Raw genomic sequence first — 22,964 nt, 5'->3', positions numbered from 1 at the left:
CGCCAGTAGACGTGATACGGAGGAACCGCCCCATGAAGTCCAGCAGAAGATGGATAACCACATTCGCGCTAGCCGCTACTGCAGCGGTGAGCGTGTGCACGGCAACCGCCGCGGAAAAGCCCAATATCCTGGTGATATTCGGCGATGACATTGGCCAGACCAACATCAGCGCCTATGGCAAGGGCGTGGTCGGCTATCAGACGCCCAACATTGACCGCATCGGTCAGGAAGGCATGTTGTTCACTGACTATTACGCCGAGAACAGCTGCACCGCTGGGCGTTCCTCCTTCATCACCGGGCAGACACCGCTGCGCACCGGCTTGTCCAAGGTCGGCATGCCGGGTGTGCCCGTGGGTTTGCAGGCGCGCGATGTCACCATTGCCCAGGCGCTCAAGGCGCAGGGCTATGCCACTGGCCAGTTCGGCAAGAACCATTTGGGCGACCGGGATGAATACCTGCCGACCAATCATGGCTTCGACGAGTTTTTCGGCAACCTGTATCACCTGAACGCCGAGGAAGAGCCGGAGCGTGAACTGTGGCCCAAGGATGACGAGGCATTCGTCAAGGCTACGTCGCCACGGGGTGTGATCAAGTCGAGCGCCGATGGCAAGATCGAGGATACCGGTGCGTTGACCAAGTCGCGCATGGAGACCATCGACGACGAGACCACCCAGGCGGCAATCAACTTCATCGACAAGCAAGCCAAGGCTGACAAGCCGTTCTTCGTGTGGATGAACACCACCCGGATGCACCTTTATACCCACGTGCGCGAGTCGATGCGCGGGCAGAGCGGTATGCAGGGCAATGAGTATGCAGATGGCATGGTCGAGCACGACGGTGACGTGGGCAAACTGCTCAAGACCCTCGATGATCTGAAGATCGCCGACAACACCATCGTGGTTTACACCACCGATAACGGCCCTAACCAGTTCTCCTGGCCTGATGCCGCGACCACACCGTTCCGCAACGAGAAGAACTCCAACTGGGAAGGCGCCTACCGCGTGCCGGCGATGATCCGTTGGCCTGGCAAGGTCAAGCCGGGCACGGTGTCCACCCAGATGTTCTCGGGGCTGGACTGGTTCCCGACACTGCTGGCCGCAGCCGGTGACACGGGCATCAAGGACCGCTTGCTCAAGGGCGCCGATGTGGGTGGCAAGAACTTCAAGGTGCATCTGGACGGTTACAACCAGCTGGACTACCTGACCGGTAAAACGGACAAGAGCGCACGTAGCGAATTCTATTACTTCAACGATGACGGTGAACTGGTGTCGATGCGCTTCGGCGACTGGAAGCTGGTGTTCTGCGAACAGCGTGCCCCCGGTGGTTTCGCGGTTTGGAGCGAACCGTTCACCTGCTTGCGGGTGCCCAAGATCTTCAATTTGCGTATGGACCCGTATGAGCGCGCCGATGTGGTCTCCAACCAGTACTACGATTGGGTGACCAAGAACGACTACCTGATCTTCCAGGGGACCCGCAAGGCTGCCGCCTTCCTGCAGACGTTCGTGGAATACCCGCCCAGCCAGCGTCCGGCCAGCTTCAGCATCGACCAGATTCGTGCTGACGTGGACAAGAAGATCGAAGAGAAGATGAAGCAGTAAACGCGATGCCCGCGCCCGCCGTTGGCGGGCGCATTCTTTCCTACCCAGTGCGGACAGAGGTGTGGGTCCGCTAAGGCTTGTCGATGCCCGCAGTCGTGAACCTTCCCCGCGCTGACAGTTCCAGCTCTAGCGAAACGCAGGCACCGTTGCCATGGCTGCTGCCTGCGGCGCTGCTGTTCGTTTCTGGCGGTGCAGCGCTGATCTATCAGGTGCTTTGGGTCAAGCAGTTGTCTCTGGTGGTTGGGGTTGAGGTGTATGCCATCACCGCGGGCATCAGTGCGTTTTTTGCCGGGCTGGCCATGGGGGGGCTGCTGTTCGGTCGCTGGGCTGACCGGTTGCGCCACCCGGTCAAGCTCTATGCGGGGCTGGAGTTGGCGGTGGCAGTGCTGGCGGTGGCCGCAACCCTGGGGCTGGCGCAGAGTGCGGCACTGTTTTCCCGCCTGGAAGCGAGTGTTGGTTTGCTGGCCTGGCTGCTGCCATTGAGCCTGGTGGGGCTGCCGGCTTTTTTGATGGGCGGCACCTTGCCTGTACTGGTGCGAGCGCTGACCCCCACTGATGCCCAGACGGGGGAGGCGGGCGGTCGGCTATACGCCGCCAATACCGCTGGCGCGATCTGCGGCACCTTGCTGGCGGCATTCGTCTTGCTGCCGCAGCTTGGCGTCACCGGAGCCGCCTGCGTAGCGGGTGCGCTGAATCTGCTGGCCGCGCTGGGTGCCTGGTGCGGGCGCGGCAGGGATGAGCGGGCCTTGCCTGCTTGCGCTGCGGCCTCGCTGCCGCGCACGCCGCAGGCTCGCTTGGCCATCGCCCTGTATTGCCTGGCAGGTGGCGTGGCGCTCGGTTACGAAGTGGTGTGGACGCAATCGATCGTGCAGTTCATGAGTACCCGCGCGTTCGCCTTCTCCGTGGTGTTGGCCACCTACCTGACGGGGCTGGTGCTGGGCAGTGCGCTGTACGCCCGGCGCGCCGACCGCATCCGCGACCCTTGGGGGCTGTTCGGCCTGCTGATCGCGTGCGCCGGGCTGCTGGCGTTGTTGCAGATTGCCGGGCTCGGGCGCTGGCTGGTGGCCTGGCAGACCCTGCTCGAAAGCCATGTACTGCAACTGACCGGCAGCCAGTTGGCAGGGATGTGCGCGCGCTTCGCGGCTGCCGCAGTGTGTGTGGTGTTCATCCCGACCACCTTGCTCGGGGCGGCGTTTCCCCTGGCCCTGCGCCTGGCCGTGGACAGTGGCCAAGTGGGGCGGGACGTGGGCGCGGTGGTTGCCCTCAATACCTTGGGCGGCATCGTCGGTGTCATGCTCACGGGGTTTGTCCTGGTGCCTGGAATAGGGCTGGTGCGAACCTTGGTGGTGCTCGCCTGCGTGGCGGCGGCCATCGGCGCAGTCGCGACATGGCGCGGCCAGGCCGTGCACAAGGGCATGCGGGCAGCGGTCCTGCTGGTTGGCGGCGCGACCCTGGTTACCGGCGCGCTCACCCCACCAGAACGCTTGGCACAGTTGTTACCCGGCGCGCGTAGTGGTGAGCTGGTGTTCTACCAGGAAGGCCGCGGCGGCACGGTAGCGGTGGTCCACCAGCAGCGTCAGGGGCAAGCGTTCAACCGCCTGTACATCCAGGGTGTGTCCAACACTGGGGATGCCATGCCGTCACTGCGCTACATGCGCCTGCAGGCGTTGCTGCCTTTGCTGATACATCGCGGCGAGCCGCGCTCGGCGCTGGTGATCGGCTTCGGCACCGGGATCACCGCCGGGGCAATGCTGCGCTATTCAGGGCTGGAGCATCCGGTGGTTGCCGAGCTGCTGCCGCAGGTGCTGGCAGCGGCGCCGCTGTTCTCTGGTAACTTCGATGCGGTGAACGACCCGCGCCTTGACATTCGCCTGCGTGATGGGCGCCGTGAGCTTTTGCGTAACGCGCAACGCTACGACGTGATCACCCTGGAGCCGCCACCGCCTTCGGCGGCAGGGGTGGTGAACCTGTACTCGCGCGACTTCTACCAACTGGCAGCGTCGCGCCTGCAGGAGCATGGGCTGGTCGCCCAATGGCTACCGCTCCCCACTCAGAACGACGAGGACAGTCGCTCGCTGGTACGCAGCTTTCTTGACGTGTTCCCGCATGCCTCGTTGTGGACCACCGAGTTTCACGAGATGCTCTTGATCGGCTCGGCAACGCCGATGGAGCTGGATGTACCGCGTATCCGCCAGCGCTTCGAGCAACCCCAGGTTTCGGCTGCTTTGGCCCAGGTGGGCGTGAGTTCGGTCGAGGCATTGCTGGCCACTTGGGTCACCGACAGGCAAGGGCTTGAGCGTTATGCCGGCGATGCACAGCCGGTTACCGACGATCGGCCCCGGATCGAGTATGCGCCGTGGGTCAGGCCGCGCGAAATCACCCGCGTGCTGCCGGCATTGCTGGCGCTGCGGGTGGCGCCGCCCTTGGCGAATGCCGCCCCCTCGGTGCAAGCCGCGGTGAATGATGAGTGGGCGTTGCTGCGTCGTTTTTATGGGCTGTCATTGCTGGCTTACAACGGCAATCGCCAGGCCTGGATGCGCGAGGCGCGGGCCTTGGCACCGATCAGCGCACAGAACCCTTACATGCGCTGGTTTACCGGCGGCAACCGCTGAGCTGAACGCAGGGCGCGCGGCAAGCACGCAGCGAAACGTCACGCGCTGGCGTATTTCTTGGCTCCGGCAACACAGATGACCGCACCCAGCGTTACCACAAGCATCACCCAGCTGACGTGCTCGTGCAGAAGCAACGCAGCCAGCCCAAGCCCCATGAACGGCTGAAAAAGTTGCAGTTGGCCCACGGCGGCGATGCCGCCCTGGACGAGCCCTTTGTACCAGAACACAAACCCGATCAGCATGCTGAACAGCGAAACGTAGGCGAAGCTGAACCAGGCGCCGGTGCTGACCCGGGCGAAGGCATCGGGCGCCGGGAAATTCGCGATAGTGAGCAGCAGCATGAACGGCAACGCTACCAGCAATGCCCAACTGATCACCTGCCACCCACCGAGCGTGCGCGACAGGCGCGCCCCTTCGGCATAGCCCAACCCACAGACCACCACCGCCGCCATCATCAGCAGGTCGCCCAGCGCCGACGCCTCGCCTCCATTCATCACCGCATAGCCAACGACCAGCCCGGCACCGACCAAGGAGAACAACCAGAACAGGGGCCCAGGTCGTTCACCGCCCCGCAGCACGGCGAACCCTGCAGTACACAGCGGCAGCAGCCCGACGAACACGATGGAATGAGCAGAAGTGACGTGCTGGAGGGCCAGCGCCGTCAGCAGCGGAAAACCGATAACGACGCCAAGCGCTGTGACAGCCAGTGACGACAGGTCACCACGCTGGGGCCGGGGCTGGCGTAGCACTATCAAGAACAGCGCACCCAACAGGGAGGCAATGGTTGCCCTGGCACATGTCAGAAACGTAGGTTCGAAGGCCGTCACAGCCACACGGGTCGCGGGCAAGGAGCCGGCAAATATGGCCACGCCGATGAAGCCGTTTATCCACCCGCTGGTTGTTTTGTCCATCCGTGAGTCCTCGATAAGTCAGGGCTCAGTACACCACTGACGGGTTCGCCGAGGCCATGTACACTCCACTACAATTCAACCGAACTGTTATGCAAGTGAATCCAGCACAGTTGAGGGTGCGATGAAACGTAACGGAACGCGGATCCGAGCTGTGATGGGGGAGGTCCAGGCCAAGATCGCCTCGCGAAGCTACACGCCAGGCGCGAGAATTCCCTCAGTTCGCGCAATGGCTCAGAGCATGCAGGTATCGGTTTCTACCGTTCTGGAGGCCTATGAACGGTTAAGCGCAGAGGGTGTGCTTAGGGCCCGCCCTGGCTCCGGCTTTTACGTGGCTGGGCCGGTTGCGCCATTGGCACTGACTGAGCTCGGCCCCAAGCTCGATCGTAATGTCGACCCGCTGTGGATCTCGCGTCAGTCTTTGGAAACCTCCGGCGATGCGTTGAAACCCGGGTGCGGTTGGCTACCCCCCTCCTGGCTGTACGAAGCCGGCATGCGTAAAGCGCTACGAATGGTCGCGCGTTCTGACACGTTGAAGCTGAGCGAATACGCTTCACCGCTTGGGCATCCGCCTCTCAGGCAATTCTTGTCGCGACGCCTGGCGGGCATCGGTGTAGAGGCCCCTCTGGAACAGATCATGCTCACGGAGTCCGGCACCCACGCCATCGACCTGGTTTGCCGTTTTCTGCTGGAACCGGGAGACACTGTGCTGGTGGACGACCCCTGTTATTTCAATTTTCACGCATTGCTCAAGGCACATAGGGTCAATATCGTCGGGGTGCCCTACACGGCAAAGGGCCCAGATATCGATGCGTTTGGCGCCGCGCTGCTCGCGCATGCTCCGCGGTTGTACATCACGAATTCCGGCATCCACAACCCGACCGGGGCCACCTTGTCGCCCGTCACAGCACACAGGCTGCTGAAGCTGGCCGACGCCTCCAACCTGGTCATTGTGGAGGACGACATTTTTGCTGATTTCGAGCATAGCCCGGCTCCACGACTGTCTGCCTTCGATGGCCTGGTTCGGGTGATCCAGATCGGTAGTTTTTCCAAGACCATTTCCGCGTCGATCAGGTGCGGCTATATCGCTTCGCGCAGGGAATGGATCGAGAGCCTGGTCGACCTCAAGATTGCCACCACATTCGGAGGTGGGCGCATGGCTGCGGACATTGTTCATCACGCGATTACCGATAGCGGGTACCGAAAGCACATGGAAGGTGTCCGCCTCAGGTTAGCCGAGGAAATGGACAAAACAGTCGCGAGGCTCCAGGCGATTGGGATCAAGCCTTGGCTGGAGCCCCAGGCAGGCATGTACCTGTGGTGCCAACTCCCTCAGGGCAAGGATGCAGCGACGCTGGCCAGGGTGTGCTTGATGGAAGGCGTGGTGCTCGCGCCCGGCAATGCGTTCAGCCAGTCCATGAGTGCGGGTGATTACCTGCGTTTCAACGTCGCGCAATCTGGTGACAGCAAGATCTACGAAGTGTTGAAACGGGCGCTGAATGCTTAGTCGCAGCCCCCATTTGGCGGCGGTTTATCCTGTTCTAGCTGCGTTCAAGGCTTGCATGGCATATCCTTGCGTAACGCAATCAACCTCGAAGCAGTGAATTGAACGATGGGTTTTGAACAACTAGCTGAGCTACGTGACCGCCTCAGGTCGGAAAAAGAGCAGGTAAAAGGCGAGGGTGGTAAACACCCCAAGCGCAAGGCTTCCCCCCAGGCGAAGCCTCGCGACCTGGACCCTGCAGTGCAGGCGATCTGGCCATTGCAGAAGCATTTTCCATTGGCCTTCCCGGTCAATCCGGCGCCCAAGGTGCCGCTCAAGGAGGGTATTTTCAAGGATGCCGAGCAGCACCTGGAACTGCTCGGCCTGACCCGCGAACAACTCAAGCTGGGCATTTCTACCTGGTGCCGCGGAGCGCGGTACTGGACAGCCATGGTGGAGAATGCACCGCGCCTTGACTTGAATGGTCAACCCTCTGGCACCGTGACCGCCGCTCAGGCGCTGCATGCCAAGCAACAGGCTTCGCGGCAACGCAGCCAGGGCCGACGCAACCGTGCGAAGGCCGCAGCGAGTGTCCCGGCCGCAACCGCCGATGGCACCGCGCAGCAGATTACCGACGTGAAGTGATTTGTGGCGCTGCCAGCTCTCTCGATGCCCGCGCAGTTCTTGAGGCATGCGCGGTAACGGTAGGAGCTGGCTTGCCGGCGATGGGCCGCGAAGCGGCCCTGGATCGCGTGACTGACAGGCCTCAACGCGCCTCAAACGGCGCTCGACCCCAGGGATGGGCAAGCAAATGGCCTTTCAGGCCATCCTCAGCCCAGTGCCGGTGTACGCGGCGGCACCATGCGGCGTGAGCCGGTCGCCTCAAAGGCCGCGGCAAAACTCAACAGTGCATTGTCGCTGTAGGCACGCCCGGCGAATGTCAGCCCCACCGGCATGCCGATGTCAGCCATCACGCCCATTGGCACGGTGACGGTCGGCACGCCCAGATGGCGAATGGCGAGGTTGCCGTTGGCCACCCAGATGCCGTTGCTCCAGGCGATGTCCGCCGAGGCTGGGTTCACGTCGGCGTCGGCCGGGCCGACATCGGCCACGGTGGGGAACAGCACCGCATCGAGGCCTTGAGCGTCCATCCAGTCTTCCAGGTCCAGCTTGCGCGTCTTTTCCAGGCCGCGCAGCCCGTCTGGCAGGGTGTCGATCTGGTCCCAGCCCTTCAAGCCGCGTTTGGCCATGTTGACGTACTCGTCCATGCCGGCGGCCAGGTCGTCTTCACGGTTGGGCAGGGTGCCTGGGTCGTGGGGGAATATCAGCGGGCCGTCGACATCGGCCAGGCGGTTGAGCTTGGGATCGTTATTGGCGCGCAGGAAATCGTCGAAGCCCCAGCCGGACAGTTCCCACAGCTCGTCATGCAGGAACGCCTTGCTGACGATGCCGCGGTTGTACACGGTCGGTGCGCCGGGGCGATCGCCCTCGCAGTTGGAAACCAGCGGGAAATCCACCTCGACCACTTCCGCGCCCGCTGCTTCCAAGGCCTGGCGCGCCTGTTGCCACAGCTCGATGACCGTGGCACGGGTGTTGATGCGCTGGCCGGTCGGGCCACCGATGCCAGGTTTTTCGGACGTGCCGGCCTCGGGGTCGGCATTGATGTACATGCGCGGTACGCCGAAACGCTTGCCCTTGAGCGCGCTGGCGTCAACCGCCAGGTCCAGGTAGGACGCCGGGCGGACCGAAGAGGCCGCCGGGATTGGCACCCAAGGCTGCAGGCGCCAGAGGTCGCCGCGCTTGTCGGCATCGTCGGCAACCACCACATCGAGCACTTCCAGCAGGTCGGCCATGGTACGGGCGAAAGGTACTACCACGTCCATGGTCGGTGTCAGCGGCCAGTTGCCGCGCACCGAAATGACCCCGCGCGAAGGGGTGTATGCGCACAGGCCGTTGTTGGAGGCCGGGCCACGGCCACTGGACCAGGTTTCCTCGGCCAGGCCGAAGGCGCTGAAGCTGGCAGCGGTGGCGGTGCCGGCGCCGTTGGATGAGCCGGAGGCGAACGGTGCGGTCAGGTAGTTGGCGTTGTATGGGCTTTCGGCACGGCCATAGACGCCGCGCTGCATGCCACCGTTGGCCATGGGCGGCATGTTGGTCTTGCCCAGGCAGATGGCGCCGCCGGCGCGCAGGCGCTCGACGGTGAACGCGTCGCGCTGGGCTACCAGGTCCTTGAACGCCGGGCTGCCGGATGCCGCGGTCAGGCCCTTGACCAGGTAGCTGTCCTTGGCGGTGTAGGGGATGCCGTCGAGCGGGCCAAGCAGTTCGCCGCGGGCGCGGCGCGCGTCGGACGCCTCGGCCTCCTTGATCGCCTCGGGGTTGCGTACGACCACAGCGTTCAGCGCAGTGGGGGTATCGGCTCCATCGTAGGCGTCGATGCGCGCCAGGTAGGCCTTGACCAGCTCGACCGCCGTCGTGCGGCCCTGTTCGAGCGCATCGCGCAGCTCGGCAATGGAAACCTCGGTTACCTCGATCATGCTTTCACCAAAATGTGTGCAGGTGGGGGCTTTTGCGAGGAGTGTACAAGAAGGGCTGGGCGGAAGCAGGTTTGCGCGGGGGCAAATGGTTTTTTGCAGCGGGGCATTGTCGGGCACTGCGGCGGCCGGCGTGCCCGGCGAAGGGCCGCCAGGCGGCCCTCACGTGTTTAATCCAGGTCCGCTGCCGAATGGCGCTCGGGCACCTGGCTGGCTTCGTCCCCCCAAGTGCGGTTGACCCGGGTGCCCCGCTGTACGGCCGGGCGCTGCGCGATTTCCTCGGCCCAGCGCTGCACCTGCGGGTATTCATGCACGGCAAGGAACTCTGCTGCGTCATACAAGTTGCCGCGCACCAATTGGCCATACCACGGCCATACGGCGATATCGGCGATGCTGTACTCGTCGCCACCCAGGTAGCGGCTTTGCGCGAGGCGCCGTTCGAGCACATCCAGCTGGCGCTTGGCTTCCATGGTGAAGCGGTTGATGGCGTATTCGAACTTTTCCGGGGCATACACGTAGAAGTGACCAAAGCCCCCACCCAGATAAGGCGCCGAACCCATCTGCCAGAACAGCCAGTTCAGGGTTTCGGTACGCGCGGCCGCACCGCTGGGCAGGAAGGCCGCGAATTTCTCGGCCAGGTACAGCAGGATCGAGCCCGACTCGAATACCCGCACCGCTGGCTCGACGCTGCGGTCGAGCAGGGCGGGGATCTTCGAGTTGGGGTTGACCTCAACGAACCCGCTGGAGAACTGGTCACCTTCGCCAATGCGGATCAACCAGGCGTCATACTCGGCGCCGCTATGGCCCAGAGCCAGCAGTTCCTCAAGAAGGATGGTGACCTTCACACCGTTTGGGGTGGCCAGCGAGTACAGCTGTAGCGGATGCTTGCCGACAGGTAACGCCTTGTCGTGGGTAGGGCCGGCGATGGGGCGGTTGATGCTGGCGAACTGGCCGCCGGAGGCAGCTTCGTTACGCCAGACCTTGGGTGGAACGTAGGGGGGATTGTTCATGCGGGGCTCCTTGAGTGGCGCAAACGGTCACATACAGGCGTTGACCTGCATCTATGCCACGGGTTCGCCGAAAAGTGCAACGCACCTAGCGCCCACGCCGCCGCGACACGCGCGCCTCGATGTTCTTGCGGCCAATCAGCAGCGGTGGTTTTTCCACTACCGGCTCGTCGGCCAGCCATTTGTACATCACCAGGCAATCCACCAGGCCCAGGCGGGCATGGCGGTAAGCCTTGGGCAAGCGGCCGACGGTCTCGAAGCCCAGTTTGTGCCACAGCGCCACGGCCACTTCATTGCTGGCCACCACCGAGTTGAACTGCAGCGCCAGGAAGCCTTCCTGGCGCGCCAGTTTCTGTGAATGCTCGCACATCAGCCTGGCCACGCCACGGCCACGGGCGGCTTCGTCAACCATGTAGCCGCAGTTGCCGACATGGGCGCCGGGGCCCGCGGCATTGGCCTTGAGGTAGTACGACCCCAGCAACACACCGTCCTGCTCGGCCACCAGCGTGCGCAAGGGCAGCTCCAACCATAGCTGGCGCGCCTGTTCGAAGCTCAGGGCAGGGTCGTAGGCGTAGGTTTCGCGGGCCTGGACAACGGCCTGAAAGGTGGGCCAGAAACGCTCGAAATCCTCGGGCGTCATGGGGCGGATGTGGATCATGGCGGCAAAGGCTCCCGGCCCATTCAGATATAGATGAACACCAGAACCAAGGCCGCCACCACCAGCCACTTCTCCAGGTAGTAGCGCATGCGGTTGCGTTTTTTCAGTGCCTTGCCCCGTTCGCGGATCTTGTAGATCCGGGTGAACAGGCGGTTGATGCCGCCAGTCTTGTCATTGGCATTGTTCGGCGCTGCCGCGGCAGCCATGACATTGCGGCTGAACCAGCGGTTGAACGCCGTCGCCCAGCGGTATTTCAGCGGGCGCTCGATGTCGCAGAACAGAATGATCCGGTTGTGCTCGGTGGTGTTGGCGGCGTAGTGGATATAGGTCTCGTCGAACACCACGGCTTCGCCGTCACGCCATGAGTACTTCTCTCCATCCACATCGATGTAGCAGCCATCGTCGTTCGGCGTGTCCAGGCCCAGGTGGTAGCGGTACGAGCCGGCATACGGGTCGCGGTGGCGCACCAGCTTGGCGCCCGGCGGCAAGGTCGCGAACATGGCTGCCTTGACCGAGCCGATGCCTTGCAGCAACTCGGTGGTGCGTGGGCACAGGTTCATCGCAGACGGGTGGCTTTCGCCGTACCATTTCAGGTAGAAGCGCTTCCAGCCGGTCTTGAAGAAGGAATTGAAGCCAACGTCGTCGTAATTGTCGGACTTCTTGATCTCGCCAACATGCAGCAACTGCTGGGCCTCCTGGCGGATTTCCTGCCAGTGATCCTTCAGTGGCTGCAGCTCGGGGAAGGCCTCGACCGGCAGGTAGGGTTTGGCCGGGTGCCTGGAGAACAGGTAAAGGAAGCTGTTGACCGGGGCCAGGAAACTGGAGTGGTCACCCAACTGGCGGGTGAGCTTGTGGCGTACCCGACCGCGCAGATGAACATAGGCGATCGAGAGGGCGAAGATGAGTACGAGTGCAATTTTCATGGACGATTACTTGTCGAAAAATGGCCATGCGCCATGGCATAAGCCCGCCAGCATAAACAATCATGGGGGGAGTTTGTACAGATAGTTTGCACCGTGGTTGGCGAGATTTGCGGCCGACCAAGGTGCAATGGCCGCAGTATGCGCAAACGTTTAACGTAAAGGAGCACGCATGGTTCAGGATCAGCGCCTCACTGGCGCCCCCTTCAAACGGCTGTTTTTCGCCCTGCCGGTCACCGACGCCCAGCAGCGTGCTATCGCCCAGTGGCGGCGTGGCCTCCAACTGCGTAGTGGCAAACCGGTGCCGAGTGCCAACTTCCACCTGACCTTGATGTTTCTAGGCGATGTGGATGCCGTGCAGGTGCCGGCGATTTGCGCTGCGGTGGACAACCTGGCGCGTCCCGATGCCCCCCTGCGCCTGCTGCTCGATCAGCTCAAGGTCTGGCCCCGGGCAAACGTGCTCGTGCTCGAGCCGCAGCAGCCCCCGGCGGCGCTGCGCCAATTCGTCTATGGGCTGCAGCAGGCACTGCTGCCCATGGGGTTTGCCGAGCAGGCCCGGGAGTACCGGCCACACCTGACCCTGTCACGGGACTTTCGCGGCCAGGTGCCCGAGGCCAGCGTGGCCCCCGATTTTTTCATCGCAGCCCGGCACTTCACGCTCTACGAATCGCGCAAAGGCCAGTACCTGCCGCTGGCGCAGTGGCCGTTGACGCCCTGAGGCGGGTACTGGTCGATCTGCCGCCATGCTTGCGCGGCAATCACGACGGGGGGCTCGTGGCTGCCCGCCGTCACACAGGCAAACTCTGATAGGCCTGCTCATCCCCCGGGCTACGGGCAAACTGGCGTTTGTACTCGCGGCTGAACTGCGAGGTGCTCTGGTAGCCCACGCGATGCGCTGCCTGCGCCACACCCAGCCCTTCGCCGATCAGCATCTGTTGCGCCTTGAGCAGCCGCAGGCGCTTGAGGTATTGCATCGGCGCCATGTCGGTGCAGCGCTTGAAGTGCTCGTGGAAGGTCGACACGCTCATGTTCGCCCGTGCAGCCAACGCTTCCACGCTCAGCGGCTCGGTGTAGTGTTCACGCAGGTGAGCAAGGGCGGCGCCGATGCGCGCGAAGTGCCCCTGCTGTTCGACCAGCGCCCGCAACACCCCGGCCTGGGGCCCGCGCAGTGCGGTGTACAGAACCTCGCGCACCCGCGCCGGGCCGAGCACCTTGGCATCTGTCGGATCCTGCAGGCAGCGTAACAGCCGCTCGACGCACTCGCGCATGGGCGCATCCAGCGCCGCCGAGGTCATCGATTGCGGCGTCTGCGCCTGCACTGCAGGGTCAGGCGCCAGCGCCATGCTTTGTACCAGTTCACCCAGCACGCCGCGGTCGATGTCCACTGCAACGCCCAGTAACGGCGCTTCGGCGGTGGCGAAGGTTTCGCACATGAACGGCACCGACAGCGCCTGCACGAGGTAATGCCCGGCGCCATACTCCAGCGTGCGCGGGCCAAGGCGCGCCAGCTTGCTGCCTTGGGCCAGGATCATCAGGCTGGGTTCATAGATCTGCGGGCTGCTGGCCACGTAATGGTCCCAGCTCAACACCTGGACTTGTGGCAGATGAGTGGGCACGAAGCCCGGGCGTGTGGCCAGGCTGCGGATCAGGGCGCACAGCGTGGCGTTGGCGTCGACGTGGCGGGTCAGTTGCATGATGGACCATGGGCAGAGAATCAGACACTTGCATCATCTCAGATCCGTGGCGCGGCGCCAGGTGGCTCAGGCCAGGTTCGGAGAATAAGGCATTCACCTCGGAGGATTTGCTGTGGGCGGGAAAGGCGAGGACGGCGAAAATATACCGCCTGAATCGTTTCACTGTCACCTGAGGTCTTGTATGTACACTGCTATCGGTTACGCCGCGCAAACCCCGACCAGCCCCTTGGCGCCCATGACCTTCGAGCGTCGCAGCCCGCGCCCGGACGATGTCGCCATCGAGATCCTCTACTGTGGCGTCTGCCACTCCGACATCCATCAGGCCCGCAATGAGTGGGGCATCGCCGTGTACCCGCTGATGCCCGGCCACGAGATCATCGGCCGCGTCACGGCGGTGGGCGAGAAGGTATCGGCGCACAAGGTCGGTGACCTGGTCGGCGTCGGCTGCATGGTCGACTCCTGCCGCCACTGTGAGGCTTGCGCCAAGGACCTGGAGCAATACTGCCTGGAAGGCCCGACCATGACCTACGCCACCCCGGACCGGGTCGATGGCAGCAATACCATGGGGGGGTACTCCAGCAGCATCGTGGTCAGCGAGCACTTCGTGGTGCGCATCCCGGCTGGCATGGACCTGCCCAGCGCGGCGCCGATTCTGTGCGCCGGTATCACCACCTACTCGCCGCTCAAGCACCATGGCGTCGGCCCTGGCCACAAGGTCGGCATTCTTGGCATGGGTGGCCTGGGGCACATGGGCATCAAGCTGGCCAAGGCGTTGGGCGCTGAAGTGACCCTGTTCACCCGCTCGCAGGCCAAGGCTGATGAAGCCCGTCGCCAAGGCGCCGACCATGTGATCGTCTCCACCGATGCCGAGCAGATGCGCGCCGCTGCCGGGCGCTTCGACTTCCTGCTCGATACCATCCCGGTGCAGCACGACTTGAACCCGTACCTGGAGACGCTGAAGTTCGATGGCGTGCATATCCTGGTGGGCCTGATCGAGCCGATCGACCCGGCGCTGCACGCGGCCAACCTGGTGATGAAGCGCCGGGTGCTGGCGGGCTCGCTGATTGGCGGTATCGCCGAGACCCAGGAAGTACTGGATTTCTGTGCCGAGCACGATATCCGCTGCGATATCGAGATGCTGGATATCCGTAATATCAACCAGGCTTATGAGCGCATGATCGCCGGTGATGTGAAGTACCGTTTCGTGATCGACATGGCGACGTTGCAGGGCTGATCCTTCCCAGCCAGGCGTTGCCCCCAGACCCTCCGGGCGATCGGGTCTGGGGGCGGCCATTCCCCCGTGCGCGCCTGGTTGTGAGGTGCGCTGTTGACGCGTACCATGCCGGCATTCCCTCCAATAACAAACCCGTGCCTCAGCGCGGCCGATACTTGGCCCCTGACGCGCGTCTTTTCGCCTTGCCTGCGGAGAATAAAATTCGCCCCATGAACGGACCCATCCCCACCAACCTGCCGCCAACCGCCGGCGGCGGCAGCTGGCTGAGTGTGATCGCCCTGGCCCTTGCGGCTTTCATCTTCAACACCACTGAGTTCGTCCCGGTGGCGCTGCTCAGCGACATCGGCCGCAGTTTCGACATGAGCACCGCTCAGGTCGGCCTGATGCTGACTATCTATGCCTGGGTGGTGGCCTTGGCCTCGCTGCCCATGATGCTGCTCACGCGCAATATCGAGCGTCGGCGCCTGCTGTTGTGCGTGTTCGTGGTGTTCGTGGTCTGCCACCTGCTGTCGTGGCTGTCGCAAAGTTTTGCGGTACTGCTGCTGAGCCGCATCGGCATCGCCCTGGCCCATGCCGTGTTCTGGTCCATCACCGCCTCGCTGGCCGTGCGTGTGGCGCCGCCAGGCCAGCAGGCCAAGGCGTTGGGCTTGCTGGCTACCGGTACGACCCTGGCAATGGTCCTGGGCATCCCGCTGGGGCGCGTGGTCGGCGAAGCGTTGGGCTGGCGGGTCACCTTCCTCAGCATTGCCGGGGTGGCGCTGGCCACCATGCTTTGCCTGGTGAAATCGCTGCCGCTTTTGCCCAGCCAGAACTCCGGCTCGCTGCGCAGCTTGCCGATCCTGTTCAAGCGCCCGGCGCTGGTGATCACGTATGTGCTGGTGACCCTGGTGATCACCGCGCAATTCACGGCGTACAGCTACATCGAGCCGTTCGCCCTGCAGGTGGCGCAGATCAGTGGTGAGCGCATCACCTTGTTGCTGCTGCTGTTCGGCGGTGCGGGGGTGTTTGGCTCGGTGCTGTTCAGCCGCTACAGCGAGCGCTTTCCGCATGGCCTGCTGGTAGGCTCGATCGGCTTGCTGGCGGCGTGCCTGCTGCTGCTGTTGCCTTTGGCCGGCAACTTCTATCTGTTTGCCGGGCTGAGCATGTTCTGGGGCGTCGCGATCCTCAGCTTCAGCCTGTCGCTGCAGTCCAAGACGCTGAAGCTCGCGTCCGATGCCACGGACGTGGCGATGGCGTTGTTTTCGGGCATCTATAACATCGGCATTGGCGGCGGGGCGCTGCTGGGCAGTATTGTCAGCAGCCAGATGGGGGTGGCCTCCATCGGGTGGGCCGGCGGCACTGTGGCGGTGGCCGGGTTGCTGCTGGCCTTGGCCAGCACCCGACGCTTTCGCGAGGCCCTGCGTCATTGATTGATGGTGCCGGCCCTGTCGTCGGCTTGCTGCCGACAGGGCCGGTACAGCCTACCTTCGGCTCAGCCAAGCAGCGCGGCCCAGGCCGACACCAGCAACATGCCCGCCAACCCTCGGTTGAACCACAGTAACCGCTCCGGCGTCTGCAACCAGCGTGCACTTCCGACCCCCAACAGTGCCCAGGCCGTCATGCACGGCAGGGCAATCACTAGAAACACCAGTGCCAATTGCCACACCGGCAGTGACGGCGCGGCGAACACCCCGATCACCGCCACTGCCATCAGCCACACTTTCGGGTTGACCACTTGCAGCGACGCGGCACTGAGGGCGCCGAAAGGCTTGGCTGCACTGACATCCAAGGGCTGCCCCGCGCTGCGCAAAATGCGCCACGCCAGCCAGCTCAACCACAGTACGCCGGCCCAGCTCATCACCTGCTGGGCCAGCGGGTGACGCATCAGCCACTCACCAAGGCCCAGGCCGACCAGCAATACGACCGCTGCCGCCGCACTGCAACCCGCCAGGATCGGCGCCACACTCGCGCGCAGGCCCTGCCGTGCGCCATGGCCTAGGATCAGCAGGTTGGTCGGCCCTGGGCTGATGCTGGCGACCAGGGCGAAGAGCATGAACGGCAACAACGAATGCGACATGGTGAACGGCTCCTATTGAACAGGGCACCATGCTGGCCGATTGCTGTGTGTCAGTCTGGAAGGTTTGAGCAGCGGCGCCGGTAGTCCGCGGGGGTGAGCCGGTAGGCACGGCGGAACCAGCGCCCCAAGTGGCTCTGGTCAGCGAAGCCCAGGGCCATGGCCACTTCGGTCGGGGTCCGGCCTTGGGCAAGCAGACGCCGGGCGCGCGCCAGGCGCAGCTGGATCAGATAGGCGTGCGGTGCCAGGCCAAATGCAGCTTTGAAGGCACGGGTCAGGCGGAAGCGGTCCACGCCGCAGGCCAGTGCCAGGTCGTCGAGGCCGATGTCCTGATCGAGGTGTGCATGCAGGTAGTCGCGTGCCCGCTGGGCGGTCAGCGGCAGGCGCGGATCGGGGTTCAGGCGTTTGCGCCAGTGCAGGTGGCCGGTAAGGCAACTGAGCAGGTCATCGGTGGCGGTTTGCCGCACGATGCGCAGCTCCCCGCCATGCACCGCCTGAAAGGCGAGGGTGGTGGCGCAGGCAAGCTGGCGATCATCGCACAGCGTATCGGCGAAGCTTGGCAGGCTGTCACTGGGCGCTTGCTCGAACAGCACGCGCAACTCGGCCTCCAGCCAGGTCGGCTCCAGGTACAGGGTCGAATAGGTAAAACCTTCTGCCGTTGGCGCATCGCCGTCGTGAATGTCGCCTGGCTCGAGCAGGAACACCTGCCCAGGTGTGCTGTGATGGCGTGTACGCCGGCAGTGGAACTGCTGCACACCCTGCTCGGTGACGCCGACCAGAAAGCTCTCATGCCAGTGCGGGTCGTAGGCGTGGCCAACGAAATGCGCACGCACCGACTCGATGCCGGTGTCGGCGTCTTGCTTGAGGTCGATCCAGTCTGGCATGGCGGCAAGGCTGCAGAGGGTAGGGCAGTTCACCTTAATGCAGAATCCGCCCTGCGTTTAGAATAATTGTGCACAGCAGGCTTCAGCGCGGCTGCTGCGCGGCGAAACGCTCGCGCAGCCATAGATGCAACTGCGATACCCCAGGCGACAGCTGCTTGCGGTGTGGGCACACCAAGGTTACCGGGCTCAGTTCACCCGGGTGCTCCGGCAGCAGCACTTGCAGCTCGCCAGTTGCCACATTGGCGCTGACATCCAGCCACGATTTGTAGGCGATACCCTCGCCAAGGATGGCCCAGCGCCGCACCACATCGGCATCGTCGCTGAACAGTGGGCCACTCACCTGAACGGTACGGTTGCCCAGCCGCCACTTGTCGTAGATACGCCCCTGTTGCAGGTAAAGCAGGCACGCATGCTGCTGCAAGTCATCCAGCGTCTGCGGCCGCCCGTGACGCGCGAGGTAGGCCGGCGAGGCCACCAGCACACGACGATTCCACGGTGCCAGGGGCAGGGCGATGTAGTTGGCTTCTTCGTTCAGGCCATAGCGTATGGCCACGTCCACCGGATCGCGGAACAGGTCGGCGACTTGGTCGGACAGGTGCAGGCGCAGGGTCAGCTCAGGGTGCTCGCGGCGGAAATCACTCAACCATGGCAGCAGGATATTGCGCCCAAGGTCCGAGGGCGCCGACACCTGCAGCACCCCACGCAGGGTGCTGTTGGCGCCGTGCAGGTTCTCCCGGCCTTGGCGCAGGCTTTGCAGCACGCTGAGCGCGGTAGGCAGGTACAGCTCGCCCTCGGCTGTCAGGCGCAGGCTGCGGGTGGTCCGTGCGAACAGGCGCACGTCGAGGTCACGCTCCAGGCGTTTGATGGCAGCGGCGACCTGCCCGGGCAGCAGGTCGGCCTCGTGGGCGGCGGCGGTGAAACTGCCCAGTGCGCTGCTGCGCACGAACAGCTCGAGGTCGGTGATGCGGAGCATTTTCACTCCAGGGGTGAAAGTGTTGCTGCATTTTGCTGCTTTTTTTGATTGGCAGGAAAGATAATATGCGCCGCACGTCCCGTTCCGCTTAAGGAGTTGCAACATGGATACCGTTTCTCTGGCCAAGGGCCGCTACACCACCAAGGCCTACGATGCCGCGCGCAAGATCCCTCAGGCCACCATCGACGCCTTGCTCGAGCAGCTGCGCCACAGCCCATCCTCGGTCAACTCGCAGCCATGGCACTTCATCGTGGCCGACAGCGCAGAGGGCAAGACACGCCTGGCCAAGAGCACCCTGGACGGTTTTGCCTACAACACGCCGAAGATCCTCGATGCGTCCCATGTGATCGTGTTCTGTACCCGCACCGACATGACCGAAGCACACCTGGACGCCGTGCTCGACCAGGAAGCGGCCGACGGACGTTTTCGCGATGATCAGGCCCGTGCCGGCCAGAACCAGAGCCGTCGCCATTATGTGAGCCTGCACCGCTACGACCAGAAAGACCTGCAGCACTGGATGGAGAAGCAGACTTACCTGGCCCTGGGCACTGCATTGCTCGGCGCTGCCGCCCATGGGCTGGACGCAACGCCGATCGAAGGTTTCGACAGCAAGATCATGGATGCCGAACTGGGCCTGCGTGAGCAGGGGTACACCAGTGTGGTGGTGCTGAGCCTGGGTTACCGTAGCGAGTCGGACTTCAATGCCGGGCTGAACAAATCGCGCCTGCCGGCTTCGAAGGTCTTCACCTTCCTCTGAGAGAGGCCGGTGCAGCAAGCGGTAACGCCAGGTTCACCACAAGGCCAGCGAAGCGCCCGCAACTGTGCGTTCGAACACCTCGATCGCTTTGTCCACCTCTGCTTCGCTGGTAAACCGCCCGATGCTCAAGCGCACGCTTTTGCGCGCCTGCGCCTCATCCAGCCCCAGCGCCAGCAGTACATGCGACGGCGCGTGACTCGCCGAGTTGCACGCCGAGGTGCTCGATAGCGCCAGTTCCCTGGCCAGCGCCAGGCTGTTGAAGCCCGGGGCCTCGATACAGAGGTTCAAGGTATGCGCTACGCGCTGGCGGGCGCAGCCGTTGAGGCGGACCCCAGGCACGGCCAGCAGCCCTTCGCGCAGCCGCCGGGCGAGCTGCTCGATGCGCTGGTGCTCGCTGTCGCCAGGCTGGCCGGCCAGGGCGAAGGCGCTGCCCATGCCAACGATCTGATGGGTAGGCAGGGTGCCTGAGCGCAGGCCAAGCTCATGGCCACCCCCGTGGATCTGGGCCCGCATCCAGGCGCGTGCGCGAGCGCCGACATACAGCGCGCCAATGCCTTTTGGCCCATAGACCTTATGGGCAGAAAACGACATCAGGTCTACCGCCATCGCCCGCAACTCGATGGCCAGCTTGCCCACCGCCTGGGCCGCATCCACGTGCAGCAGGGCGCCATGGGCACGCACGCGCTCGCCAATGGCAGCGAAATCGGTGACGGTGCCCAGTTCGTTGTTGACTGCCATCAGCGAGACCAGGCGGGTATCCTCGCGCAGGGCCGCCTGTACGTCGTAGGGCTGAATCAGGCCGGCAGCGTCCGGGGCCAGGCGGGTGACTGCCCAGCCCTGGCGCTCCAGTTCGCTGACGGTATCGAGTACGGCCTTGTGCTCTAGTGCACTGGTGATCAGGTGGCCTGGCTGGCCGATGCCTTGCGCGATGCCTTTGAGCGCAAGGTTGTTGGACTCGGTGGCGCCCGATGTCCAGACCAGGTCTTCAGCGCTCGCCCCGACACGCTCGGCCACTTGCTGGCGAGCCTGCTCCACGGCCTCGCGAGCCCGCTGGCCGTAGGCGTGACCCGAGGAGGCGGGGTTGCCGAAGTTCACCTGGCGGCCGAGGCAGGTGAGCATGGTCTCAATGACGCGGTCGTCTACCGGTGTGGTGGCGGCGTAGTCGAAATAGAGTGGGGCGCTGGGCATGGCGGTGGGTCCGTAGCTGTCGCCGCGGGTTCGGCGATCCTGGCAGCAAGCGTACCCCGGGCGCTGCGAAAATTTTTGCCCTTGTTTTCATGGTTTACCCGTTTCTGTAGAAAACTATTCTCCAAAAGTGACCGATCGTAGGTTGTTTCATAAGCTAGGCCGACGCTCAAGCGCTTTCCAAACTCCGCTCTTCTTCAGCCACTACCCGTTGGCACAACTCGATGATCTGCTCGCGCATCCAGCGGTTGGCCGGATCCTGGTCGGTGCTTTCGTGCCAGTACAGGTGCGTCTCGAGCGCAGGCACTTCCACCGGCAAAGGCTGGTAGCGCAATTGGTGGCGGCGGGCGAACCGTTCTGGCACGGTCATCGCCATGTCTGTCTGTTGCAGCACCTGGGAAGCCATCAGGTAATGCTGCGAGCGCAGGGCGACTTTGCGTTGCACACCCATCTTGCCTAGCGCCAGGTCGACATAGCCCAGGCCGTTTCGGCGGCTGGAGATATGGATATGGGTCATGCCCAGGTAGCTCTCGACGGTGAGCTTGGCGTCGGCCAGCGGGTGACCCTGGCGTACGGCGCAGACGTAGCGGTCCTGCATCAGCTTGACATGGCGCACTTGCGGATCGGTGTTCAACGGTGCGTCGACGGCAAAGTCCAGGCGCCCTGCAGCCAGCTCCTTGGTAGTTTCACGCCGCTTGCACAGGAAGCTCTCGATCAGCACCGCAGGCGCCAGGCGCCGCAGGCGCTGGAACAGCGGGGGCAGGATCACCGCTTCGGTCAGGTCGGTCATGCTGATGCGGAAGGTCTTGTTGGCCTGCTGCGGGTTGAAGATGCGGCTTTCCTGCACCGAGGTGCGCAGCAGCGCCAAGGCGTTGCGCACCGGGCCGATGATGTTCTGCGCCATGGGGGTCGGCACCATGCCCTGGGCGGTGCGCACGAACAACGGGTCGTTGAAGGTTTCGCGAAGGCGCGAGAGCGCGTTGGACACCGCTGGCTGGGTAATGCCGACGATCTGCCCGGCGCGGGTCAGGTTGGCTTCGGTATAGATGGCATCGAAGACGATGAACAGGTTCAGGTCGACCTTGCTGAGGTTCATGGGCGCCGCTCTTTGTTGGAATTATCGGCCGATCATATATCGGTTATGAATGTTTATACACATAGAAAATAGACTAGGTGGATTGAGCTGTGCTGCTCTAGGCTCTGCCCATGTACTTCGAACCGTGAAGGTAGCCCCGATGGATTTCGCCTATTCACCCAAGGTCCAGGCTCTGCGCGAGCGCGTCACCGCGTTCATGGATGCCCATGTCTATCCCGCCGAGCCAGTGTTCGAGCGCCAGGTTGCAGAAGGTGACCGCTGGCAACCTACCGCAATCATGGAGGAGCTCAAGGCCAAGGCCCGCGCCGAGGGCTTGTGGAACCTGTTCTTGCCGGAGTCGCAGTACGGTGCCGGCCTGAGCAACCTGGAGTACGCGCCCCTGGCCGAGATCATGGGCCGCTCGCTGCTGGGGCCGGAGCCCTTCAACTGTTCGGCGCCGGACACGGGCAACATGGAAGTGCTGGTGCGCTATGGCAGCGAGGCGCAGAAGCAGCAGTGGCTGGAGCCGCTGCTGCGGGGCGAGATTCGCTCGGCATTCGCCATGACCGAACCTGACGTAGCCTCCTCGGACGCCACCAACATGGCCGCCACTGCCGTGCGTGACGGTGATCAGTGGGTGATCAATGGCCGCAAGTGGTGGACCTCCGGGGCCTGCGACCCGCGTTGCAAGGTGATGATCTTCATGGGCCTGTCCAACCCTGACGGGCCGCGCCACCAGCAGCACTCGATGGTGCTGGTGCCGACTGACGCACCGGGGGTTAAGATCGTTCGGCCGTTGCCCGTGTTCGGTTACGACGACGCCCCCCATGGCCACGCCGAGGTGCTGTTCGAGAACGTGCGTGTGCCCTACGAAAACGTGATCCTTGGTGAGGGTCGCGGCTTTGAGATCGCTCAGGGCCGCCTGGGCCCAGGCCGTATTCACCACTGCATGCGCTCGGTCGGCATGGCCGAACGGGCGCTGGAGTTGATGTGCCGGCGCTCGGTCGAGCGCACGGCGTTCGGCCGGCCGCTGGCACGGCTGGGCGGCAATGTCGACAAGATCGCTGATTCACGCATGGAAATCGACATGGCGCGGCTGCTGACCCTGAAGGCGGCGTACATGATGGACACGGTCGGCAACAAGGTGGCGCGCAGTGAGATCGCCCAGATCAAGGTGGTGGCGCCGAATGTCGCATTGAAGGTGATCGACCGTGCCATTCAGCTCCATGGTGGTGCAGGGGTGAGTGGGGATTTCCCGCTGGCATACATGTACGCGATGCAGCGTACCTTGCGCCTGGCTGACGGGCCGGATGAGGTGCACCGGGCGGCGATCGGCAAGTACGAGATCGGCAAATATGTGCCGGTTGAAATGTTGCGTAGCGGGCGGTGAGC

At 63.7% G+C, this 22,964-nt stretch carries 20 protein-coding genes; 9 read left to right on the top strand and 11 right to left on the bottom strand.

Annotation, left to right across the window (positions count from 1 at the left end):
• The first annotated feature begins 32 nt into the window (after positions 1-32).
• On the top strand, positions 33-1,598 hold the full coding sequence (locus ACIPZC_RS10410) for an arylsulfatase (RefSeq protein WP_400626700.1): 1,566 nt from the start codon (positions 33-35) through the stop codon (positions 1,596-1,598).
• Between the two features lie 83 nt (positions 1,599-1,681).
• Positions 1,682-4,210: a fused MFS/spermidine synthase gene (locus ACIPZC_RS10405; RefSeq protein WP_400626698.1), complete on the top strand. Its 2,529-nt coding sequence runs from the start codon at positions 1,682-1,684 to the stop codon at positions 4,208-4,210.
• A gap of 38 nt (positions 4,211-4,248) precedes the next feature.
• Here the strand turns inward: ACIPZC_RS10405 and ACIPZC_RS10400 are convergent, their stop codons facing one another.
• The gene (locus tag ACIPZC_RS10400; RefSeq protein ID WP_400626696.1) at positions 4,249-5,121 is read right to left on the bottom strand and encodes a DMT family transporter; all 873 of its coding nucleotides are present in this window, start codon (positions 5,119-5,121) and stop codon (positions 4,249-4,251) included.
• Between the two features lie 121 nt (positions 5,122-5,242).
• Between ACIPZC_RS10400 and ACIPZC_RS10395 the strand changes: the two genes are divergently transcribed.
• Positions 5,243-6,625 carry a PLP-dependent aminotransferase family protein gene (locus tag ACIPZC_RS10395; RefSeq protein WP_400626694.1) on the top strand — a complete coding sequence of 461 codons (1,383 nt, stop codon included), beginning with the start codon at positions 5,243-5,245 and terminating at the stop codon, positions 6,623-6,625.
• Between the two features lie 105 nt (positions 6,626-6,730).
• Positions 6,731-7,246 (top strand): ProQ/FinO family protein, encoded by a 516-nt coding sequence (locus ACIPZC_RS10390; protein WP_400626692.1) that lies wholly within the window; start codon positions 6,731-6,733, stop codon positions 7,244-7,246.
• Positions 7,247-7,431: 185 nt separating this feature from the next.
• On the opposite strand, the gene ACIPZC_RS10385 is transcribed toward ACIPZC_RS10390, so the two are convergent.
• From ACIPZC_RS10385 to lpxO, 4 genes are all read right to left on the bottom strand, one after another.
• Complete coding sequence (locus tag ACIPZC_RS10385) at positions 7,432-9,135, bottom strand: amidase (RefSeq protein WP_349974861.1); 1,704 nt, start codon at positions 9,133-9,135, stop codon at positions 7,432-7,434.
• Between the two features lie 167 nt (positions 9,136-9,302).
• Positions 9,303-10,142: a glutathione-dependent disulfide-bond oxidoreductase gene (gene yghU, locus ACIPZC_RS10380; protein ID WP_400626690.1), complete on the bottom strand. Its 840-nt coding sequence runs from the start codon at positions 10,140-10,142 to the stop codon at positions 9,303-9,305.
• 85 nt (positions 10,143-10,227) lie between these two features.
• Positions 10,228-10,797 (bottom strand): N-acetyltransferase, encoded by a 570-nt coding sequence (locus ACIPZC_RS10375; protein WP_349974860.1) that lies wholly within the window; start codon positions 10,795-10,797, stop codon positions 10,228-10,230.
• Positions 10,798-10,820: 23 nt separating this feature from the next.
• Entirely contained in the window at positions 10,821-11,720 is a 900-nt protein-coding gene (gene lpxO / locus ACIPZC_RS10370; RefSeq protein WP_267816723.1) for a lipid A hydroxylase LpxO, read from the bottom strand.
• A 169-nt stretch (positions 11,721-11,889) separates the two neighbouring features.
• On the opposite strand from lpxO, the gene thpR reads away from it, so the two are divergent.
• The gene (thpR, locus tag ACIPZC_RS10365) at positions 11,890-12,435 is read left to right on the top strand and encodes an RNA 2',3'-cyclic phosphodiesterase (protein WP_241805228.1); all 546 of its coding nucleotides are present in this window, start codon (positions 11,890-11,892) and stop codon (positions 12,433-12,435) included.
• A 70-nt stretch (positions 12,436-12,505) separates the two neighbouring features.
• Here the strand turns inward: thpR and ACIPZC_RS10360 are convergent, their stop codons facing one another.
• Positions 12,506-13,411: an AraC family transcriptional regulator gene (locus ACIPZC_RS10360; protein WP_241805227.1), complete on the bottom strand. Its 906-nt coding sequence runs from the start codon at positions 13,409-13,411 to the stop codon at positions 12,506-12,508.
• Between the two features lie 181 nt (positions 13,412-13,592).
• Between ACIPZC_RS10360 and calA the strand changes: the two genes are divergently transcribed.
• Together calA and ACIPZC_RS10350 are read left to right on the top strand one after the other, a co-directional pair.
• Positions 13,593-14,645, top strand: a complete 1,053-nt coding sequence (calA, locus tag ACIPZC_RS10355) for a vanillin reductase (protein ID WP_241805226.1) — start codon at positions 13,593-13,595, stop codon at positions 14,643-14,645.
• A 209-nt stretch (positions 14,646-14,854) separates the two neighbouring features.
• Positions 14,855-16,054, top strand: coding sequence for a sugar transporter (locus ACIPZC_RS10350; protein WP_400626687.1), 1,200 nt, complete (start codon positions 14,855-14,857; stop codon positions 16,052-16,054).
• A gap of 62 nt (positions 16,055-16,116) precedes the next feature.
• Here ACIPZC_RS10350 and ACIPZC_RS10345 read toward each other — a convergent pair whose 3' ends face one another.
• The 3 genes from ACIPZC_RS10345 to ACIPZC_RS10335 all read right to left on the bottom strand — a co-directional run bounded on the left by ACIPZC_RS10345 (position 16,117) and on the right by ACIPZC_RS10335 (position 18,555).
• Positions 16,117-16,701, bottom strand: a complete 585-nt coding sequence (locus tag ACIPZC_RS10345) for a LysE family translocator (protein WP_400626685.1) — start codon at positions 16,699-16,701, stop codon at positions 16,117-16,119.
• Positions 16,702-16,751: 50 nt separating this feature from the next.
• A complete protein-coding gene (locus ACIPZC_RS10340; RefSeq protein WP_400626683.1) occupies positions 16,752-17,582 on the bottom strand; it encodes an AraC family ligand binding domain-containing protein in 831 nt (276 codons plus the stop codon).
• Between the two features lie 82 nt (positions 17,583-17,664).
• Positions 17,665-18,555: a LysR family transcriptional regulator gene (locus ACIPZC_RS10335; protein WP_400626681.1), complete on the bottom strand. Its 891-nt coding sequence runs from the start codon at positions 18,553-18,555 to the stop codon at positions 17,665-17,667.
• Between the two features lie 103 nt (positions 18,556-18,658).
• Between ACIPZC_RS10335 and nfsB the strand changes: the two genes are divergently transcribed.
• Positions 18,659-19,312 (top strand): oxygen-insensitive NAD(P)H nitroreductase, encoded by a 654-nt coding sequence (gene nfsB, locus ACIPZC_RS10330; protein WP_241805221.1) that lies wholly within the window; start codon positions 18,659-18,661, stop codon positions 19,310-19,312.
• A 33-nt stretch (positions 19,313-19,345) separates the two neighbouring features.
• Here nfsB and ACIPZC_RS10325 read toward each other — a convergent pair whose 3' ends face one another.
• Positions 19,346-20,500, bottom strand: a complete 1,155-nt coding sequence (locus ACIPZC_RS10325; RefSeq protein ID WP_400626679.1) for a cysteine desulfurase family protein — start codon at positions 20,498-20,500, stop codon at positions 19,346-19,348.
• Between the two features lie 166 nt (positions 20,501-20,666).
• A complete protein-coding gene (locus ACIPZC_RS10320; protein WP_400626677.1) occupies positions 20,667-21,593 on the bottom strand; it encodes a LysR family transcriptional regulator in 927 nt (308 codons plus the stop codon).
• Positions 21,594-21,732: 139 nt separating this feature from the next.
• On the opposite strand from ACIPZC_RS10320, the gene ACIPZC_RS10315 reads away from it, so the two are divergent.
• Positions 21,733-22,962 carry an acyl-CoA dehydrogenase gene (locus ACIPZC_RS10315; protein WP_241805218.1) on the top strand — a complete coding sequence of 410 codons (1,230 nt, stop codon included), beginning with the start codon at positions 21,733-21,735 and terminating at the stop codon, positions 22,960-22,962.
• Positions 22,963-22,964 lie beyond the last annotated feature (2 nt).

The organism is Pseudomonas sp. NPDC089743 (assembly GCF_044748785.1).
Lineage (GTDB): Bacteria > Pseudomonadota > Gammaproteobacteria > Pseudomonadales > Pseudomonadaceae > Aquipseudomonas > Aquipseudomonas putida_X.
This window is presented reverse-complemented; position numbering and strand designations above follow the sequence as displayed.

What these genes read in the sequence shown, in the direction of transcription:
- ACIPZC_RS10410 (WP_400626700.1), top strand. Translation starts at nt 33, where the DNA reads ATGAAGTCCAGCAGAAGATGGATAACCACATTCGCGCTAGCCGCTACT.
- ACIPZC_RS10405 (WP_400626698.1), top strand. Translation starts at nt 1,682, where the DNA reads ATGCCCGCAGTCGTGAACCTTCCCCGCGCTGACAGTTCCAGCTCTAGC.
- ACIPZC_RS10400 (WP_400626696.1), bottom strand. Translation starts at nt 5,121, where the DNA reads ATGGACAAAACAACCAGCGGGTGGATAAACGGCTTCATCGGCGTGGCC.
- ACIPZC_RS10395 (WP_400626694.1), top strand. Translation starts at nt 5,243, where the DNA reads ATGAAACGTAACGGAACGCGGATCCGAGCTGTGATGGGGGAGGTCCAG.
- ACIPZC_RS10390 (WP_400626692.1), top strand. Translation starts at nt 6,731, where the DNA reads ATGGGTTTTGAACAACTAGCTGAGCTACGTGACCGCCTCAGGTCGGAA.
- ACIPZC_RS10385 (WP_349974861.1), bottom strand. Translation starts at nt 9,135, where the DNA reads ATGATCGAGGTAACCGAGGTTTCCATTGCCGAGCTGCGCGATGCGCTC.
- yghU (WP_400626690.1), bottom strand. Translation starts at nt 10,142, where the DNA reads ATGAACAATCCCCCCTACGTTCCACCCAAGGTCTGGCGTAACGAAGCT.
- ACIPZC_RS10375 (WP_349974860.1), bottom strand. Translation starts at nt 10,797, where the DNA reads ATGATCCACATCCGCCCCATGACGCCCGAGGATTTCGAGCGTTTCTGG.
- lpxO (WP_267816723.1), bottom strand. Translation starts at nt 11,720, where the DNA reads ATGAAAATTGCACTCGTACTCATCTTCGCCCTCTCGATCGCCTATGTT.
- thpR (WP_241805228.1), top strand. Translation starts at nt 11,890, where the DNA reads ATGGTTCAGGATCAGCGCCTCACTGGCGCCCCCTTCAAACGGCTGTTT.
- ACIPZC_RS10360 (WP_241805227.1), bottom strand. Translation starts at nt 13,411, where the DNA reads ATGCAACTGACCCGCCACGTCGACGCCAACGCCACGCTGTGCGCCCTG.
- calA (WP_241805226.1), top strand. Translation starts at nt 13,593, where the DNA reads ATGTACACTGCTATCGGTTACGCCGCGCAAACCCCGACCAGCCCCTTG.
- ACIPZC_RS10350 (WP_400626687.1), top strand. Translation starts at nt 14,855, where the DNA reads ATGAACGGACCCATCCCCACCAACCTGCCGCCAACCGCCGGCGGCGGC.
- ACIPZC_RS10345 (WP_400626685.1), bottom strand. Translation starts at nt 16,701, where the DNA reads ATGTCGCATTCGTTGTTGCCGTTCATGCTCTTCGCCCTGGTCGCCAGC.
- ACIPZC_RS10340 (WP_400626683.1), bottom strand. Translation starts at nt 17,582, where the DNA reads ATGCCAGACTGGATCGACCTCAAGCAAGACGCCGACACCGGCATCGAG.
- ACIPZC_RS10335 (WP_400626681.1), bottom strand. Translation starts at nt 18,555, where the DNA reads ATGCTCCGCATCACCGACCTCGAGCTGTTCGTGCGCAGCAGCGCACTG.
- nfsB (WP_241805221.1), top strand. Translation starts at nt 18,659, where the DNA reads ATGGATACCGTTTCTCTGGCCAAGGGCCGCTACACCACCAAGGCCTAC.
- ACIPZC_RS10325 (WP_400626679.1), bottom strand. Translation starts at nt 20,500, where the DNA reads ATGCCCAGCGCCCCACTCTATTTCGACTACGCCGCCACCACACCGGTA.
- ACIPZC_RS10320 (WP_400626677.1), bottom strand. Translation starts at nt 21,593, where the DNA reads ATGAACCTCAGCAAGGTCGACCTGAACCTGTTCATCGTCTTCGATGCC.
- ACIPZC_RS10315 (WP_241805218.1), top strand. Translation starts at nt 21,733, where the DNA reads ATGGATTTCGCCTATTCACCCAAGGTCCAGGCTCTGCGCGAGCGCGTC.